This window comes from Marinovum sp. E3, from assembly GCF_055755275.1.
Window position 1 is genome coordinate 1,131,109 of sequence record NZ_CM146908.1, and the last position, 17,879, is coordinate 1,148,987.

Genomic DNA, 17,879 nt, shown 5'->3' on the forward strand with positions numbered 1-17,879 from the left:
ATGGACGGCTCCAAGTTCGACGACGGCAGCACCGACGCGCTGTCGGGCGAGCAGAAAATTCGCAACTTCAACATCAACTTCGGCCCGCAACACCCTGCGGCGCACGGGGTTCTCCGGCTGGTGCTCGAGCTTGACGGCGAGATCGTCGAGCGCTGCGACCCGCATATCGGCCTGCTGCACCGAGGCACCGAAAAGCTGATGGAGAGCCGAACCTACCTGCAAAACCTGCCGTATTTCGACCGGCTCGATTACGTCGCGCCGATGAACCAGGAACATGCCTGGTGTCTGGCCATCGAAAAGCTGACCGGCGTGCAGGTGCCGCGCCGCGCCTCGCTGATCCGGGTGCTCTATTCCGAGATCGGCCGTATCCTGAACCACCTGCTGAACGTCACCACCCAAGCGATGGACGTGGGCGCGCTGACCCCGCCGCTCTGGGGCTTCGAGGAACGCGAAAAGCTGATGGTGTTCTACGAGCGGGCCTGTGGCGCGCGGCTGCACGCGGCCTATTTCCGGCCCGGCGGCGTGCACCAGGATCTGCCGCCCGACCTGATCGACGATATCGAGACCTGGGCGCATGAATTCCCCAAGGTGATCGACGACATCGACGGGTTGCTGACCGAAAACCGCATCTTCAAGCAGCGCAACGCCGATATCGGCGTGGTCAGCGAAGAGGACATCCAGCAATGGGGCTTTTCCGGCGTGATGGTGCGCGGCTCGGGCCTGGCATGGGATTTGCGACGGGCGCAACCCTATGAATGTTATAACGAATTCGACTTCCAGATCCCTGTGGGCAAGAACGGCGATTGCTATGACCGCTATCTCGTCCGCATGGAGGAAATGCGCCAGTCGCTGAAGATCATCCATCAGGCGATCGAGAAATTGCGCGCGCCCGAGGGGCAGGGCGAAATCCTTGCCCGGGGCAAGATCACGCCGCCATCGCGCCGCGAGATGAAGACCTCGATGGAGGCGCTGATCCATCACTTCAAGCTTTATACCGAAGGCTTCCACGTGCCCGCCGGCGAAGTCTATGCCGCGGTCGAGGCGCCCAAGGGCGAATTTGGCGTCTATCTCGTGGCGGATGGCACCAACAAGCCCTATCGCGCCAAACTGCGGGCGCCGGGGTTCCTGCATTTGCAGGCGATGGATTACGTCGCGGGTGGCCACCAGCTGGCCGATGTGGCGGCGATCATCGGCACGATGGACGTGGTCTTCGGGGAGATCGACCGGTGACCCCAGTGCGTTACGGTCTTTTCCTCACGCCGGTTGCGGCCCTTTCCGGGTGCATGGATCTGCCGCCAGACGGGACCACCGTCGAGGACCTGGCGGCCTATGACGCCGCGGTGGGCACGCTCGGCTGCCAGTTGGTCAGCGAGGCCGATTACGGCGTGGTCGAATTTCAGGCCGGGCTGACCCGCGCCCAGGCGATAGCGATCACCGAACGGCGGCTGGCCCGGGACGAGGCGGTGCGGCTGGCAGACGGTGGCGTTCGGCTGACTTCGGGGAGCTGCGCGGCATGAGATTGACGCGGGGCGCATATGGCCTTGCGGGGCAGGGCGCATGAGAAGGCCCGGCACCTCCCGGCCGGCGCGCGATGCCTCGACCATCGTGCTGGCGGCCTCGACGCTGGTGGCAGCGCTTTTTGTCGCCGTGCAGGCGTGGTATGCCCGGACGTCCTTTGTCGAGGCCTCCGAGACCCGATTCCTCGAGCGCAAGCTCGACATCTGCTTCGAGAACTTCGACGCCGCCGCCCAGCTTGACATCGAGCTGCGTGCCGCGGTGCCGGAAATGGCGGCGCAGGAGGTCTGGCCGCCGCAGATCGCGGTGACGACACCGGAGCGGCTGGCGCGGTTCCACCGCGAGGTGGTGCCGAAACTCGATGCGCTGGATGCCGGTCTGACCAAGGCCGGCGTTCTGGAAAGTCTCGACAAGTACCGGGCCTATCTGGCCCAGAAAATCCGCGGCCTCTCGAAGCGGCTGATGGATGTCTCGCCGGGCGATCTGAGCCCCGAGAACAAGGACACACAAGCGGTCTTTGCCGCGCTGAGCGAATTTCTGGGTGGTCAGTACCAGGTCCTGACCGGTTGCCGCCTGGTTGCGGAAGGAAAAGCCTGATGCTGCGACGTCTGTATCCCGATCAACCCGAAAGCTTTGCTTTCACCGAGGCGAATCTGGCCTGGGCCGAAGCGCAGGTCACGAAATATCCCGAGGGCCGTCAGGCCAGCGCGGTGATCCCGCTGCTGTGGCGTGCGCAGGAGCAGGAGGGCTGGCTGACCCGGCCGGCCATCGAACATGTCGCCGACATGCTGGGCATGGCCTATATCCGGGTGCTCGAAGTGGCCTCGTTCTACTTCATGTTCCAGCTGCAACCGGTTGGCTCCGTTGCCCATATCCAGGTGTGCGGCACCACCTCCTGCATGATCTGCGGCGCCGAGGACCTGATCGGCGTCTGCCGTGACAAGATCGCCCCGGCGGCGCATCAGCTGTCCGAGGATGGCCGGTTTTCCTGGGAAGAGGTGGAATGCCTGGGCGCCTGTGCCAATGCGCCGATGGCGCAGATCGGCAAGGATTACTACGAAGACCTGACTGCCGCGCGTCTGGCCGAGATCATCGACGAGATGGCCGCAGGCCAGGTGCCGGTGCCGGGGCCGCAAAACGGCCGCTACACGTCCGAGCCGGCCGCCGGTCTGACCAGCCTCGCCGAAGGCAACGATGACCGTCACCAGTACAACGCCTCGGCCCAGCTGGCGACCGACCTCGGCGACACGATCAAGCGGATCGACGGCAGCGAGGTTGCGCTGAGCGCGCCCTGGCAGAAAGGCGCCAACCATGGCGACAAGCCGGCCAGCGTGACCGCGCCCATGACCCATCAGCCGCGGCCTTCCAAGGGGGATCCGGCGGATGAAACCGGCATCGACACCCGCGAGGCCCATGCCACCACCAAGGGCCATCCGATTTCGTCGAGCTCGCCCGAGACCGATGCCGAGGCGGCTGGCCATCCCACCGAAGACGCCAAGAACTTGACCGCCGATGGCGACAAGGACGCCGTCACCGCGTCGAAAGGCAAGACGGCCAAGAAGCCCAAGGCCAAATCCACCAAGAAAATGGCCAAGACCGAGACCGCCAAGGCGGAAACCGCCGACGTGGGCCAGCGCCCCCAGGCGCTTGACGCGCCGCGCGGCGGCAAGGCTGACGATCTCAAGAAGATCAAGGGCATTGGCCCCAAGCTGGAAGAGCTGTGCCACAGCCTCGGCTTCTACCATTTCGACCAGATCGCCGCCTGGACCGAAGACGAGGTCGCCTGGGTCGACCAGAACCTCGAAGGCTTCAAGGGCCGGGTGACGCGCGACGACTGGATGTCTCAAGCCAAAGTCCTGGCCGAAGGTGGAGAGACGGAATTCTCCTCCCGTGATAAAGAGTGAGGTGTTTTAGGACATCGACACAGTAGAAACGGGAGACAAGACCATGACAGAGACCAACACCGGAAAATGCAGGAGCACCTGCTGGAAGGGCGCCGCCGCGGCGGGCGCGCTGTTGTTCGTGATCTTGTTTCTCACTGCGGGTTTCGGCTTTTTCTCGGCCTTGCTGATCGGCCTGGTGTTCTACGGCGGGCTCGGGTTGGCGCTGTCGAGGATGGTCTGCGGCGACACCGCAGAAAGCGCCTCGGTCAGCCAGAGCGCCGCTTCGGCCAGCACCAGCACGGCCGCCTCGCCCGCCGCTGCGGCCGTCGCACCGACACCGCAGCCGGCGCCGCGGCCCGAGCCGGAGCCCGAGACCGAGACCGAGCCAGACGCCGCGGCGGAAGCGACGGCACCCACGCCCGAGGCTGAGGCGCCCGAGGCTGAGGCGCCCATGGTCGCGACCCGGCCCCTGGTCAAACCGTCGGCCGTTCTGGCCGGCGAGGCCGAGTTGAGCGCGCGCAAAGGCAGGTGGCGCTATGAGCCCGGCGGGAAATAAGGACAGGGACGAGGCCATGGCACGCGAGAGCGAAGAGCAGATTGCACGGCAGGGGCGCGTGACGGCGCTGGTGATTGCCGGCACCATGCTGATCTGGCTCGCGGCCCAGTTTATCGGGCCGAGGATCGGTCTGGCGGGGCGCTATGCGCTGCTGATTGATCTTCTGGCTCTGGCGGCGTTCATCTGGGCGTTCGTCAATATCTATCAGATCTGGCGCAAGCGTCAGGGCAACTAAAAGGTGGCATCGCACATGCTCAAGGATCAGGACCGGATCTTTACCAACATCTACGGGATGCAGGACCGGACGCTGGACGGCGCCAAGAAGCGCGGCCATTGGGACGGCACCGCCGGCATCCTCGCGAAGGGCCGCGACTGGATCATCGACCAGATGAAGGCCAGCGGGCTGCGCGGCCGTGGCGGCGCGGGCTTTCCCACCGGGTTGAAATGGTCCTTCATGCCCAAGGAAAGCGACGGGCGGCCGGCGTATCTCGTGGTCAACGCCGATGAATCCGAGCCCGGCACCTGCAAGGACCGCGAGATCATGCGCCATGATCCGCATACGCTGATCGAAGGTTGCCTGATCGCCAGTTTCGCGATGCAGGCGCATGCCTGCTACATCTACATCCGCGGCGAATACATTCGCGAACGCGAGGCGCTGCAAATCGCCATCGACGAGGCCTATGACGCAGGCCTGGTGGGGCGCGATGCCGCCGGCTCGGGCTGGGATTTCGACATCTACCTGACCCATGGCGCGGGCGCCTATATCTGCGGCGAGGAAACCGCCCTGATCGAGAGCCTCGAAGGCAAGAAGGGCATGCCCCGGATGAAGCCGCCGTTCCCGGCCGGCGCCGGGCTTTACGGCTGCCCGACCACCGTGAACAACGTCGAGTCGATCGCCGTGGTGCCGACCATCCTGCGCCGCGGGCCGGACTGGTTTGCCGGCTTCGGCCGCGCCAACAATGCCGGAACCAAGCTCTTTGCCGTCTCCGGCCACGTGGAAAACCCCTGCGTCGTCGAAGAAGCGATGTCGATCTCTTTCGAAGAGCTGATCGACAAGCACTGCGGCGGCATCCGGGGCGGCTGGGACAATCTTCTGGCGGTGATTCCCGGTGGCTCTTCGGTGCCCTGCGTGCGCGGCGAGAAGATGCGCGATGCGGTGATGGATTTCGACTATCTGCGCAATGAGCTGGGCTCGGGTCTGGGCACGGCGGCGGTGATCGTGATGGACAAGCAGACCGACATCATCAAGGCGATCTGGCGGCTGTCGAAGTTCTACAAGCACGAAAGCTGCGGCCAGTGCACGCCCTGCCGCGAAGGCACCGGCTGGATGATGCGGGTGATGGACCGTCTGGTGAAGGGCGAGGCCGAGGTCGAGGAGATCGACATGCTCTTCGACGTGACCAAGCAGGTCGAGGGCCATACCATCTGTGCGCTTGGCGATGCGGCGGCCTGGCCGATTCAGGGCCTGATCCGCAACTTCCGTGAAGAGATCGAAGACAGGATCAAGGCCCAGAAAACCGGTCGCATGGGCGCGATGGCGGCGGAGTGAACGGAATGAAGCGCCTGATCCTCCCCCTTGTTGCCGGCCTCGGCCTTGCCGCCTGCGGCAATGTGGTCGAAACCTTCACCAGCAAGAGCGTGACCTTCGACGGCGTGTCGTTCCGGGGCAAGGCCGCAGCGGCGAACAAGGCGGACAGGCGCGATTTCGTCGCCACCGTCGGCCCGGCGTCGCGCAGTATGGTCGGCGCGCGCGAGGCCGTGCAGTATCAGGGGACGCGCTATTGCATCCTGAACTTCGGCGTCTCGGACATCGCATGGGAGATCTCGCCCGAGGCAGAAGAGCTGCCGATGGAGAATGACAGGATCGTGCTGAAAGGACGGTGTCTGGAATGAAACGTCTTGGATTTCTGATCGCCCTGGCCCTGGCCACACCGGCGCTGGCGCTGCCGCCGCTGGCCACCGTCAAGCCGATCAATGACGGGCTGCGCGCGGTGATGATCGCCGATCAGATCCGCATTGCCTGTCCCAGTATCGCGGCGCGGATGATTGCCGGCTGGTCCTTTATCCGCTCGCTCGAGGCGCAGGCGCGCGACATGGGCTACAGTGCCGGGCAGATCGAGGAATTTGTCGAAAGCTCGGCCCAGCGCAAGCGCCTCGAGGGCGAGGCGGCGGCCTATATGAAGGCGGGCGGCGTGGTGGGCGGCCAGCCCGAGACCTATTGCGCGCTGGGGCGCGAAGAGATTGAGAAGGGCAGCCAGATCGGTGCCTTTCTGAGAGTGAAGTGAGAGCCATGAGCGACCTGAAAAAGATCATCATCGACGGCAAGGAAGTGGAAGTGGACGGGGCGATGACCCTGATCCAGGCCTGCGAGATCGCTGGCATCGAGGTGCCGCGCTTCTGCTATCACGAACGCCTGTCGATTGCCGGCAACTGCCGCATGTGCCTTGTTGAGGTGGTGGGCGGCCCGCCGAAACCCGCCGCTTCCTGCGCCATGCAGGTGCGCGATCTGCGCCCCGGCCCCGAAGGCCAGCCGCCGGTGGTCAAGACCAACTCTCCGATGGTCAAGAAGGCGCGCGAGGGGGTGATGGAGTTCCTGCTCATCAACCACCCGCTGGACTGCCCGATCTGCGATCAGGGTGGCGAATGCGACCTGCAAGACCAGGCGATGGCCTATGGTGTCGATTTCTCGCGCTTCCGCGAACCCAAACGCGCGGTGGACGATCTCGACCTCGGGCCGCTGGTCGAGACCCACATGACCCGCTGCATCTCCTGCACCCGCTGCGTGCGTTTCACCACCGAAGTGGCGGGCATCACCCAGATGGGGCAGACCGGCCGCGGCGAGGATGCCGAGATCACCGCTTATCTTGGCGAGACGCTGGATTCGAACCTTCAGGGCAATATCATCGATCTTTGCCCGGTGGGCGCGCTGGTGTCGAAGCCCTACGCCTTTACCGCCCGTCCATGGGAGCTGACCAAGACCGAGACCATCGACGTGATGGATGCGCTGGGGTCGAACATCCGGGTCGATACCAAGGGCCGTGAAGTGATGCGCATCCTGCCGCGCAACAATGACGACGTGAACGAGGAATGGATTTCCGACAAGACCCGGTTTGTCTGGGACGGGCTGCGCCGTCAGCGGCTGGACCGGCCATACGTGCGCGAAAACGGCAAGCTGCGCCCGGCGAGTTGGCCGGAAGCCCTGGACAAGGCCGCAGAGGCGATCAAGGGCGCCGAGAAACCGGTCGGCCTGGTCGGGGATCTGGCCCCGGTCGAGGCGGCCTTCGCGCTCAAAGAGCTGATCGAAGGGCAGGGCGGCAGCGTCGAATGCCGCACCGACGGCGCGCATTTGCCGGCGGGCAACCGGTCCGGCTATGTCGGCACCGCGAGCATCGCCGATATCGACAGCGCCGGTGCGATCATGTTGATCGGCTGCAACCCGGCGCTCGAGGCACCGGTGCTCAACGCCCGTATTCGCGGCGCCTGGAGCCGCGGCGCCAAGGTCGGCGTTGTCGGCGAGGCGGTCGATCTGACCTACGAGTATTTCCACCTCGGCAGCGACCGGGCCGCACTCGACAAGCTGGTCGCAGGCGACAATTCCGACGCGCTGAGCCGCGAGACGCTGGTGATCCTCGGCCAGGGTGCGATCCGCGAGGCCGATGGCGCGGCGGTGCTGGCCAAGGCGATGGCATTCGCCGACCATACCGAGAGCAAATTCCTCGTGCTGCATTCGGCCGCCTCCCGGGTTGGCGCGATGGACGTGGGCGCGGTGACCGAAGGTGGCCTGGCGGCGGCGATGGAGGGGGCCGATGTGGTCTACAACCTTGGCGCCGACGAGATCGAGATCGGCGACGGCGCTTTCGTGATCTATCAGGGCAGCCATGGCGACCGGGGCGCGCATCGCGCCGACGTGATCCTGCCGGGCGCGGCCTACACGGAAGAAAACGGGCTTTTCGTCAACACCGAAGGCCGCCCGCAGCTGGCCCTGCGCGCCGGCTTTGCGCCGGGCGAGGCCAAGGAAAACTGGGCGATCCTGCGGGCGCTCTCGGGTGAGCTGGAGGCCAAGCTGCCCTATGATAGCCTGGCGCAACTGCGGCAGGCGCTGGTCAAGGCGGTGCCGCATCTGGCCAAGATCGACACGGTGGTCGAGAACGACTGGCAGCCGCTTGCGGCCGGCAAGCTGGGCAAGGCGGATTTCCGCAACGCGGTGTCGGATTTTTATCTGACCAACCCGATTGCCCGCGCCAGCGCCCTGATGGCCGAGCTCAGCGCCGCCCAGAAGGCCCGGACGGAGAAGCGAATTGCGGCTGAATGATCCGGCATATCTCGATATGGCTCCGGGCGGCGTTGCTGCCCGCGATGGCGCTTGCGGGGTGCGAGGTGTCTGAGACCGCGCAGGATATCCCGTTCGAGCCCGAATACCGGGGCATCGAGACCCGCCTGCTCGAGGGCGATCTGGTCAATTTTCACGTGAAGATGACCGGTGCGCGTGATGTGCAGGACCTGGCCGATTACGCCGAATGCGCCGCGGCGCAATATGCGCTGATCCGGGGCTACGGATTTGCCCGCCACGTGCGGACGACAAGCGAAGTTGAGGCTGGCCTTTGGCGGGGGGATGCGGTTTACACCATCTCGCCAGCGCTGCCCGACGGATTGAAGACGATAGATGCCGAAGTGGCGGTGGCCAACTGCCGCGAAAGACGCATTCCGACTGTGTGAGGGACCATGGCTGAATTCTTTACTACCCCGCTCGGGATCGGCATCACGATCCTTGCGCAATGCCTGGCGGTGCTGGGCTTCGTGATGGTCTCGCTGCTGTTCCTCGTCTATGGCGACCGCAAGATCTGGGCCGCCGTCCAGATGCGCCGCGGCCCCAACGTGGTGGGGGCCTTCGGCCTGCTGCAATCGGTGGCCGACGCGCTGAAATACGTGGTCAAGGAAGTGGTGGTGCCGGCCGGCGCCGACAAGCCGGTGTTCTTCCTGGCGCCGATGCTCAGTTTCGTGCTGGCGGTGATCGCCTGGGCGGTGATCCCCTTTGCCGATGGCTGGGTCCTGTCAGACATCAACGTGGCCATTCTCTATGTCTTCGCCATGTCCTCGCTCGAGGTGTACGGCGTCATCATGGGCGGCTGGGCGTCGAACTCGAAATACCCGTTCCTCGGCTCGCTGCGTTCGGCGGCGCAGATGATCTCCTACGAGGTTTCGATCGGCCTGATCATCATCGGCGTGATCATCTCGACCGGCTCGATGAACTTTGGCGACATCGTGCAATCGCAGGACGGCCGCTTCGGCTTCTTCTCGTGGTACTGGCTGCCGCATTTCCCGATGGTGTTCCTGTTCTTCATCTCCTGTCTGGCCGAAACCAACCGCCCGCCCTTCGACCTGCCGGAAGCGGAATCGGAGCTGGTGGCAGGCTATCAGGTGGAATATTCCGCGACGCCTTTCCTGCTGTTCATGGCCGGCGAATATATCGCCATCTTCCTGATGTGCGCGCTGACCGCGCTGCTGTTCTTCGGCGGCTGGCTGTCGCCGATCCCGGGCCTGCCTGACGGGGTGATCTGGATGGTGCTGAAGATGGCATTCTTCTTCTTCATCTTCGCGATGGTGAAGGCGATCACGCCGCGGTATCGCTACGACCAGCTGATGCGGCTGGGCTGGAAGGTCTTCCTTCCGTTCAGCCTGGTCTGGGTGGTCTTCGTGGCCTTTGCCGCCAAATTCGACTGGTTCTGGGGCGCTTATGCCCGCTGGGCCGTGGGAGGCTGAGATGACCGATCTGAAAAACGCAATTCTTGACGCGAAATACATCGACATGGTGTCGCTGGCGGATTTCGTGGTGCAGGACTGCGGGCTGCCCGACTACGACGACGACGGCAACCCGCTGCCGCAGCAGAACGAGATCGCCGCCGCGATCTTTCGCTGGGCGGCCAAGCAGGGGTCGGCAGCCGAGGCCGCCTCCGAGGCGCCGGCGGGCGACACCAGGCGCAACTGGCCCAACATCGGCAAACTGCCGGAAAAAGATGCCGGCGAAGGGGACGACTGATGGCTGATATCGACTATGGCCGGGCGGCCAAGTATTTCCTGCTCACCGATTTCATCCAGGGTTTCAAGCTCGGGCTGAAGTACTTCTTTGCCCCCAAGGCGACGCTGAACTATCCGCACGAGAAGGGCCCGCTGTCGCCGCGTTTTCGCGGCGAGCACGTGTTGCGGCGCTATCCCAACGGCGAGGAACGTTGCATTGCCTGCAAGCTCTGCGAGGCGATCTGCCCGGCGCAGGCGATCACCATCGACGCCGAGCCGCGCGAGGACGGCAGCCGCCGCACCACGCGCTATGACATCGACATGACCAAATGCATCTATTGCGGCTTCTGCCAGGAGGCCTGCCCGGTCGATGCCATCGTCGAGGGGCCGAACTTCGAGTTTGCCACCGAAACCCGCGAAGAGCTGTTCTACGACAAGGCCAAGCTGCTGGAGAATGGCGACCGCTGGGAAGCCGAGATCGCCGCCAATCTCGCCGTGGACGCGCCCTACAGATGAGTGCTGGAAAAACCCCGTTCGAGCTGATGATGGAGCAGGCGCAGGAGATGGCCAAGGCCTTCAACCCGGCGCTCGAGACGTTCTCGCCCAAGGGGTACGAGGCGCTCTGGCCGACCATGCCCAAGGAGATGATGGAGATGGCCTTCGGTCGCGGCATCTCGAAAGAGGGGCTGGATGCCAAGACGCGGCTGTTGCTGACCATTGCCGGGCTGACCATGCAGGGCGCGCAGGCGGAAACGCCGTTTCGCATGACCGTGCGCCATGCCATGGAGGCCGGCGCCACCAAGGATGAAATCGCCGAGACCATCGCCCAGATGTCGATGTTCGCCGGCCTTCCCGCGATGAACCGGGCCATGGAGCTGGCCCGCGACGTCATGGACGACCAAGAGGATGACGAACAATGACCGTCTTCGCCTTTTACCTCTTTGCCCTCAGCACCCTGGCCGGGGGGCTGTTCACCGTGATCGCCCGCAACCCGGTGCATTCGGTGCTCTGGCTGATCCTCGCCTTCCTGTCCTCCGCCGGGCTGTTTGTGCTCCTGGGGGCGGAGTTCGTGGCGATGTTGCTGATCATCGTCTACGTCGGCGCGGTGGCGGTGCTGTTCCTCTTCGTGGTGATGATGCTCGACGTGGATTTCGCCGAGCTCAAGGCCGAGATGGCGCAATACATGCCGCTGGCGCTCTTGATCGGGGTGATCCTGGTGATGCAGTTCGGCATGGCGGTCGGCGCCTGGCAGACCGCAGAGGTGGCCGAGGGGCTGCGCGCCCAGGTCACGCCGGTCGATGTGCACAATACCCATGCGCTGGGGGTGATCCTCTATGACGATTACTTCCTGCTGTTCCAGCTGGCCGGCCTGATCCTGCTGGTGGCGATGATCGGCGCCATCGTTCTGACCCTGCGGCATCGCCAGGACGTCAAGCGTCAGAACGTGCTGGCGCAGATGTACCGCGATCCGGCCAAGGCGATGGAACTGAAGGACGTGAAGCCGGGGCAGGGGCTGTGAGACCCTGACCCGGCCCCGGACGCGATCCGGGGCCTCCGGGCCGGGGCAGACGATGAGGTCCCGGAGCAGGTCCGGGACGGGGACCGGCGACAGACCGGGACGCGACAAGACAAACCCGGGCGTGCCCCGGGACGGACAAGACGAAACGGGCCAGAGGCCCAGAGGGACGACATGATCGGACTTGAACATTATCTGACGGTGGCCGCGGTGCTGTTTGTCATCGGCATCTTCGGCCTTTTCCTGAACCGCAAGAACGTGATCATCCTGCTGATGTCGATTGAGCTGATGCTTCTCGCGGTCAATATCAACCTCGTCGCCTTTTCCGCCCATCTCGGCGATCTGGTGGGGCAGGTCTTCACCCTCTTTGTCCTGACCGTGGCGGCGGCGGAGGCGGCCATCGGGCTTGCCATCCTCGTCTGCTTCTTCCGCAACCGCGGCACCATCGCCGTGGAAGACATCAACGTGATGAAGGGGTAGGCCCATGGAAAGCATCATCCTCTTTGCCCCGCTCGTCGGCGCGATCATCGGCGGCTTCGGCTGGAAGCTGATCGGCGAACGCGGCGCCATGTGGATCACCACCGGGCTGCTGTTTGTCGCCTGCGCCTTTTCCTGGATCGTTTTCCTGACCCACGGGCCGGAAACCCAGCACATCCAGATCATGCGCTGGATCGAGAGCGGCTCGCTCTCGACCGACTGGTCGATCCGGCTCGACCGGCTGACTTCGGTCATGCTGGTCGTGGTGACGACGGTCTCGGCGCTCGTGCATCTCTACAGCTTCGGCTACATGGCCCACGACCCGCAGTGGAAAAAGGGCGAGACCTATAAGCCGCGCTTTTTTGCCTATCTGTCGTTCTTCACCTTCGCGATGCTGATGCTGGTGACCGCCGACAACCTGGTGCAGATGTTCTTTGGCTGGGAAGGCGTCGGCGTCGCCTCTTACCTGCTGATCGGCTTCTACTATCGCAAGCCCTCGGCCAATGCCGCCGCGATCAAGGCCTTCGTGGTCAACCGGGTCGGCGACTTCGGCTTTGCGCTCGGCATCTTCGGTCTATTCTTCCTGACCGACTCGATCCGCTTCGACGATATCTTTGCCGCCGCGCCCGAGCTGGCGACGACGCAGCTCACCTTCCTCTGGACAGAGTGGAATGCCGCCAACCTGATCGCCATCCTGCTGTTCATCGGCGCGATGGGCAAATCGGCCCAGCTCTTCCTGCACACCTGGCTGCCCGATGCGATGGAAGGCCCGACGCCGGTCTCGGCGCTGATCCACGCCGCGACGATGGTGACGGCGGGTGTCTTCCTTGTCAGCCGCATGTCACCGCTGATGGAATTTGCGCCCGAAGCCACCGCCTTCATCACCTTCCTCGGCGCGGCCACCGCCTTTGTCGCGGCGACCATCGGCCTAGTTCAGAACGACATCAAACGGGTGATCGCCTATTCGACCATGTCGCAGCTGGGCTACATGTTCGTGGCGGCGGGCGTCGGCGTCTACTCGGTGGCGATGTTCCACCTGCTGACCCATGCATTCTTCAAGGCGATGTTGTTCCTCGGCGCCGGCTCGGTGATCCACGCGATGCACCACGAGCAGGACATGCGGAACTATGGCAACCTGCGCAAGAAGATCCCCTATACCTTCTGGGCGATGATGATCGGTACGCTGGCAATCACCGGCGTCGGCATCCCGCTGACCGGCTGGATCGGCTTTGCCGGTTTCGCGTCGAAGGATGCGGTCATCGAAAGCGCCTATGTCGGGACCGCCGGCGGCTTTGCTTTTTGGGCGCTGGTGGTGGCGGCGCTGTTCACCAGCTTCTATTCCTGGCGGCTGATGTTCATGACCTTCTACGGCAAGCAGCGCGGCGACAAGCACACGCATGAGCACGCGCATGAAAGCCCCATGACCATGCTGGTGCCGCTGGGCGTTCTGGCGGTCGGCTCGGTATTTGCCGGGATGATCTGGTACAGCTCGTTCTTCGGCAAGCCCAACGAGGTGGTGAAATACTTTGGCGGCACCTATGGCGAACCCTCGGCCGAACTGGTCGAAGCGGTCAAGGAGCGCAGCCCCAAGGCATCGGAACTGCACTACGTGATGGAAAGCGCGCCGGGCGAGGCGGCGATCTACATGGCGCCCGAGAACACCGTGCTGCACGAGGCGCATTATGTGCCCACCTGGGTCAAGCTGTCGCCGTTCATTGCCATGCTGATCGGTTTCGGCACCGCCTTCTGGTTCTACATCGTCAACCCGGGCCTGCCGAAGCGGCTGGCCGAGCAGCAGCGCCCGCTCTACCTCTTCCTGCTCAACAAGTGGTACTTTGACGAGGCTTATGACTTCCTCTTCGTGCAACCGGCCAAGGCGATCGGCCGCTTCCTGTGGAAGCGCGGCGACGAAGGCACGATCGACGGCACGATCAACGGCGTCTCGATGGGCGTGATCCCGTTCTTCACCCGTCTCGCCGGGCGCTTCCAGTCCGGCTACATCTTCAGCTATGCCTTTGCCATGGTGATCGGCCTCGCGCTTCTGATCACCTGGATGACCATCGGCGGAGGAGCGCACTGATGGACAACCTGCTTTCCATTGTCACCTTCATTCCCGCTCTCGGCGCGCTGATCCTCGGCGTCTTCCTGCGCGGCGAGGACGAGGCGGCGAACCGCAACGCCAAATGGCTGGCGCTGATCGCCACCGGGGCGACCTTTCTGATCTCGCTGTTCATCCTGGCGCAGTTCGATCCCAATGACACCGGCTTCCAGTTTGTCGAAGAGGCCGACTGGCTGCTCGGGCTCAAGTACAAGATGGGCGTCGACGGCATCTCGGTGCTCTTTGTCCTGCTGACCACCTTCATCATGCCGCTCTGCATCGCCGCGAGCTGGGACATCAAGGTGCGGGTCAAGGAATACATGATCGCCTTCCTGGTGCTCGAAACGCTGATGCTCGGCGTCTTCATGGCGCTCGACATCGTGCTGTTCTACCTGTTCTTCGAGGCCGGTCTGATCCCGATGTTCCTGATCATCGGCATCTGGGGCGGCAAGAACCGGATCTATGCCAGCTTCAAGTTCTTCCTCTACACCTTTATCGGCTCGGTGCTGATGCTGGTGGCGCTGGTGGTGATGTACACCCAGGCCGGCACCACCGATATTCCGACGCTGATGAACCACGAATTCGGCTCCGAGAGCTTCTCGCTTCTGGGCATCCAGATCGTCGGCGGGGCGCAGACCCTGATGTTCCTGGCCTTCTTCGCCAGTTTCGCGGTCAAGATGCCGATGTGGCCGGTGCACACCTGGCTGCCCGACGCCCACGTGCAGGCGCCAACCGCGGGCTCTGTCGTGCTGGCGGCGATCCTGCTGAAGATGGGGGGTTACGGCTTCCTGCGCTTCTCGCTGCCGATGTTCCCGGTCGGCTCGGAGGTGATGGCGCCGCTGGTGCTCTGGCTCTCGGCCATCGCCATTGTCTACACCTCGCTGGTGGCGCTGGTGCAGGAGGACATGAAGAAGCTCATCGCCTATTCCTCGGTGGCGCACATGGGCTATGTCACGGCGGGTATCTTTGCCGCCAACCAGCAGGGCATCGACGGCGCGATCTTCCAGATGATCTCGCACGGCTTCATCTCCGGCGCGCTCTTCCTTTGCGTGGGGGTGATCTATGACCGGATGCACACCCGCGAGATCGACGCCTACGGCGGGCTGGTGAACCGGATGCCGGCCTATGCGCTGATCTTCATGCTCTTCACCATGGCCAATGTCGGCCTGCCGGGCACCAGCGGGTTTGTCGGTGAATTCCTGACGCTGGTGGGCATTTTCCAGGCCAACACCTGGGTCGCGGCGGTGGCCACCTCGGGGGTGATCCTCTCGGCGGGCTATGCGCTCTGGCTGTATCGCCGGGTGGTGTTCGGCGATCTGATCAAGGAGAGCCTGCGCACGATCACCGACATGACCCGCCGCGAACGCGCGATCTTTGCGCCGCTTGTCGTGATGACGATCCTGCTGGGCGTCTATCCGGCGCTGGTCACCGATATCATCGGGCCCTCGGTCGAGGCGCTTGTATCCAACTATCAGACGGCGCTGGCCGCATCGGGTGATGCGGTCCAGGTTGCCGGGCATTAAGGAGCCGGAACATGATTCAGGCTGATCTGAACGTCATCCTTCCCGAGATCGTGCTATCGGTCTATGCCATGCTGGCGCTTCTGGCGGCCGTCTATACCGCCAAGGACGAGCTGGCCGGGCTGCTGACATGGATCACCGCCGGGGTGTTCGCGGCGCTGGCCTTCTATATCGCCACCAGCGGCGGCACCACGGTGACGGCCTTTGGCGGCATGTTCATCGACGACGGCTTTGCCCGGTTTGCCAAGGTGATGATCCTGCTTTCGGCGGCGGCGGTACTGGCGATGAGCCAGGGCTATCTCGCGGCGCGGGGCCTTCTGAAATTCGAATATCCGCTGCTGATCGCCCTGGCCACCGTCGGCATGATGATGATGGTCTCGGCCGGCGACCTGATGGCGCTCTACATGGGGCTCGAGCTGCAATCGCTGGCGCTTTACGTGGTGGCGGCCCTGCGCCGCGACAGCGTGAAATCCACCGAGGCGGGCCTCAAGTACTTCGTTCTCGGCGCGCTCTCCTCGGGCCTGCTGCTCTATGGCGCCTCGCTGGTTTACGGCTTTGCCGGCACCACGCAGTTCGCCGGCGTGATCCTGGCGGCCTCGGGCGAGACCTCGCTCGGCCTGCTCTTCGGTCTTGTCTTCCTGATCTCGGGGCTGGCGTTCAAGGTCTCGGCGGTGCCGTTCCACATGTGGACGCCGGATGTCTACGAGGGCTCGCCGACGCCGGTCACCGCCTTCTTTGCCACCGCGCCCAAGGTGGCGGCCATGGCGCTCTTTGCCCGGGTGCTGCACGATGCCTTCGGCGGGGTCACCGGCGACTGGCAACAGATCATCGCGCTCCTGTCGGTGCTGTCGATGTTTCTCGGCGCGGTTGCGGCGATCGGCCAGACCAACATCAAGCGCCTGATGGCCTATTCCTCGATTGCCCATATGGGGTATGCGCTGATGGGGCTGGCCTCGGGCACGGTGTTCGGCGTGCAGGCGATGCTGCTCTATATGGCGATCTACGTGACGATGAACGTCGGCACCTTCGCCTTTATCATGTCGATGTCGAAGGACGGCGCGCCGGTGGTGTCGATCGACAGCCTGCATCTCTATTCCCGCCGCGAACCGGGCAAGGCGCTGGCGATGCTCTTCCTGCTGTTCTCGCTGGCCGGTGTGCCGCCGTTCCTGGGGTTCTTCGGCAAGCTCTACGTGCTGCGCGCGGCGGTCGAGGGCGATCTGGTCTGGCTGGCGGTGGCCGGTGTCATCGCCTCGGTGATCGGCGCATTCTATTACCTGCGGATCGTCTTCTACATGTATTTCGGCCAGGAGACCGACGAGGCGCTCGACAGGGGCGGATCACCGATCCTCTACGGGTTCCTGATGGCCTCGGCGGCGGTGATGCTGATCGGCGTGGTCAATTTCTTCGGCATCGAGACCGTGGCAGAGGCCGCGGCGGCAACGCTTGTCAACTGACCGGACCGGCCGGGGGCCGGGCGGGCCGCGCAGGGCATCGAGCCCCGCGCGGCCCGGTGCCGTTCCGGCACGGGCGTATTTGACAAGAGAAGAAGGACCACGTGATGCACTGGCCTGAGGGGTATGGGCGCCGGGTTCTGCCCGAGGTCGACAGCACCAATGCCGAAGCCGCGCGGGTCGCCGAGGGGCTGAGCGGCCCCGAGTGGATCCTCGGCCTGCGGCAAACCGCCGGGCGTGGCCGGCGCGGCCGGCCCTGGGCCGATCCCGACGGCAATTTCTCGGCCACCCTGGTGATGCGGCCGCAGGGCGCGCCGCAGACGGCGGCGCTGCGCTCTTTCGTGGCCTCTCTGGCGCTTTACGACGCCTTTATCGCGGTCACCGGGCGGGCCGGGAGCTTTGCGCTGAAATGGCCCAATGACGTGCTGCTGAACGGTGGCAAGGTGGCCGGCATTCTGCTGGAGAGCCCGCGGCCGGGCCTGCTGGCCATCGGCATCGGCGTCAACCTGACCCAGGCGCCGCCGGTGGCGGCGGTGGAGGCGCGGGCGCTGCGGCCGGTGTCGCTGCTGTCGGAAACCGGGGTGGCGGTGACGGCGGAGGAATTCCTGACGCCGCTGGCCGTGGCCTTTGCCCGCCACGACGCCGGTTTCGCCACCTACGGCTTTGCCCCGGTCCGCGAGGCCTGGCTGGCGCGGGCGGCGCGGCTGGGCGAGGTGATCACCGCGCGCACCGGCAAGACCGAGACCACCGGCACCTTCGTGGATGTGGATGCGACCGGCAACCTAGTGTTGCAGACCGCGAAATCCCGCGTCGCCATTCCGGCGGCGGATGTGTTTTTCTGAAAGGGA

General features: G+C 64.5%; 21 protein-coding genes. All 21 read left to right on the plus strand.

Going from position 1 to position 17,879, the window contains the following annotated elements:
* The 21 genes from AC0J5K_RS05560 (at window position 1) to AC0J5K_RS05660 (ending at window position 17,873) form a co-directional block, all read left to right on the plus strand.
* Window positions 1-1,230 carry an NADH-quinone oxidoreductase subunit D gene (locus AC0J5K_RS05560; protein ID WP_170850553.1) on the plus strand — a complete coding sequence of 410 codons (1,230 nt, stop codon included), beginning with the start codon at window positions 1-3 and terminating at the stop codon, window positions 1,228-1,230.
* Between the two features lie 53 nt (window positions 1,231-1,283).
* On the plus strand, window positions 1,284-1,517 hold the full coding sequence (locus AC0J5K_RS05565; protein ID WP_048532305.1) for a hypothetical protein: 234 nt from the start codon (window positions 1,284-1,286) through the stop codon (window positions 1,515-1,517).
* A gap of 40 nt (window positions 1,518-1,557) precedes the next feature.
* Window positions 1,558-2,112, plus strand: a complete 555-nt coding sequence (locus AC0J5K_RS05570; RefSeq protein WP_274562497.1) for a hypothetical protein — start codon at window positions 1,558-1,560, stop codon at window positions 2,110-2,112.
* A complete protein-coding gene (locus AC0J5K_RS05575; RefSeq protein ID WP_274562495.1) occupies window positions 2,112-3,419 on the plus strand; it encodes an NADH-quinone oxidoreductase subunit E in 1,308 nt (435 codons plus the stop codon). Before AC0J5K_RS05570 ends, AC0J5K_RS05575 begins: the two co-directional genes overlap by 1 nt.
* A gap of 43 nt (window positions 3,420-3,462) precedes the next feature.
* The gene (locus tag AC0J5K_RS05580; RefSeq protein WP_274562493.1) at window positions 3,463-3,954 is read left to right on the plus strand and encodes a hypothetical protein; all 492 of its coding nucleotides are present in this window, start codon (window positions 3,463-3,465) and stop codon (window positions 3,952-3,954) included.
* A 16-nt stretch (window positions 3,955-3,970) separates the two neighbouring features.
* The gene (locus AC0J5K_RS05585; RefSeq protein ID WP_048532301.1) at window positions 3,971-4,189 is read left to right on the plus strand and encodes a DUF5337 domain-containing protein; all 219 of its coding nucleotides are present in this window, start codon (window positions 3,971-3,973) and stop codon (window positions 4,187-4,189) included.
* A gap of 15 nt (window positions 4,190-4,204) precedes the next feature.
* Entirely contained in the window at window positions 4,205-5,503 is a 1,299-nt protein-coding gene (nuoF, locus tag AC0J5K_RS05590; RefSeq protein WP_074837223.1) for an NADH-quinone oxidoreductase subunit NuoF, read from the plus strand.
* Window positions 5,504-5,508: 5 nt separating this feature from the next.
* Window positions 5,509-5,847, plus strand: coding sequence for a hypothetical protein (locus tag AC0J5K_RS05595; RefSeq protein ID WP_048532299.1), 339 nt, complete (start codon window positions 5,509-5,511; stop codon window positions 5,845-5,847).
* Entirely contained in the window at window positions 5,844-6,239 is a 396-nt protein-coding gene (locus AC0J5K_RS05600; protein ID WP_048532298.1) for a DUF5333 domain-containing protein, read from the plus strand. Before AC0J5K_RS05595 ends, AC0J5K_RS05600 begins: the two co-directional genes overlap by 4 nt.
* 5 nt (window positions 6,240-6,244) lie before the next feature.
* The gene (gene nuoG / locus AC0J5K_RS05605) at window positions 6,245-8,266 is read left to right on the plus strand and encodes an NADH-quinone oxidoreductase subunit NuoG (protein WP_274562484.1); all 2,022 of its coding nucleotides are present in this window, start codon (window positions 6,245-6,247) and stop codon (window positions 8,264-8,266) included.
* The gene (locus AC0J5K_RS05610) at window positions 8,263-8,670 is read left to right on the plus strand and encodes a hypothetical protein (protein WP_048532296.1); all 408 of its coding nucleotides are present in this window, start codon (window positions 8,263-8,265) and stop codon (window positions 8,668-8,670) included. Before nuoG ends, AC0J5K_RS05610 begins: the two co-directional genes overlap by 4 nt.
* Before the next feature lie 6 nt (window positions 8,671-8,676).
* On the plus strand, window positions 8,677-9,714 hold the full coding sequence (nuoH, locus tag AC0J5K_RS05615; protein ID WP_048532295.1) for an NADH-quinone oxidoreductase subunit NuoH: 1,038 nt from the start codon (window positions 8,677-8,679) through the stop codon (window positions 9,712-9,714).
* A 1-nt stretch (window position 9,715) separates the two neighbouring features.
* Window positions 9,716-9,991: a hypothetical protein gene (locus AC0J5K_RS05620; RefSeq protein WP_074837225.1), complete on the plus strand. Its 276-nt coding sequence runs from the start codon at window positions 9,716-9,718 to the stop codon at window positions 9,989-9,991.
* Window positions 9,991-10,485: an NADH-quinone oxidoreductase subunit NuoI gene (nuoI, locus tag AC0J5K_RS05625; protein ID WP_048532293.1), complete on the plus strand. Its 495-nt coding sequence runs from the start codon at window positions 9,991-9,993 to the stop codon at window positions 10,483-10,485. The genes AC0J5K_RS05620 and nuoI overlap by 1 nt, the downstream gene beginning before the upstream one ends.
* Window positions 10,482-10,889 carry a carboxymuconolactone decarboxylase family protein gene (locus AC0J5K_RS05630; protein WP_048532292.1) on the plus strand — a complete coding sequence of 136 codons (408 nt, stop codon included), beginning with the start codon at window positions 10,482-10,484 and terminating at the stop codon, window positions 10,887-10,889. The genes nuoI and AC0J5K_RS05630 overlap by 4 nt, the downstream gene beginning before the upstream one ends.
* Window positions 10,886-11,488, plus strand: a complete 603-nt coding sequence (locus AC0J5K_RS05635) for an NADH-quinone oxidoreductase subunit J (protein ID WP_048532291.1) — start codon at window positions 10,886-10,888, stop codon at window positions 11,486-11,488. The genes AC0J5K_RS05630 and AC0J5K_RS05635 overlap by 4 nt, the downstream gene beginning before the upstream one ends.
* Before the next feature lie 171 nt (window positions 11,489-11,659).
* Entirely contained in the window at window positions 11,660-11,965 is a 306-nt protein-coding gene (nuoK, locus tag AC0J5K_RS05640) for an NADH-quinone oxidoreductase subunit NuoK (RefSeq protein ID WP_048532290.1), read from the plus strand.
* 4 nt (window positions 11,966-11,969) lie between these two features.
* Window positions 11,970-14,042: an NADH-quinone oxidoreductase subunit L gene (gene nuoL / locus AC0J5K_RS05645; RefSeq protein WP_074837226.1), complete on the plus strand. Its 2,073-nt coding sequence runs from the start codon at window positions 11,970-11,972 to the stop codon at window positions 14,040-14,042.
* Window positions 14,042-15,583, plus strand: coding sequence for an NADH-quinone oxidoreductase subunit M (locus tag AC0J5K_RS05650; RefSeq protein ID WP_048532288.1), 1,542 nt, complete (start codon window positions 14,042-14,044; stop codon window positions 15,581-15,583). The genes nuoL and AC0J5K_RS05650 overlap by 1 nt, the downstream gene beginning before the upstream one ends.
* 11 nt (window positions 15,584-15,594) lie before the next feature.
* Complete coding sequence (nuoN, locus tag AC0J5K_RS05655) at window positions 15,595-17,034, plus strand: NADH-quinone oxidoreductase subunit NuoN (protein WP_074837228.1); 1,440 nt, start codon at window positions 15,595-15,597, stop codon at window positions 17,032-17,034.
* A 104-nt stretch (window positions 17,035-17,138) separates the two neighbouring features.
* Window positions 17,139-17,873 (plus strand): biotin--[acetyl-CoA-carboxylase] ligase, encoded by a 735-nt coding sequence (locus AC0J5K_RS05660; RefSeq protein WP_274562475.1) that lies wholly within the window; start codon window positions 17,139-17,141, stop codon window positions 17,871-17,873.
* Window positions 17,874-17,879 lie beyond the last annotated feature (6 nt).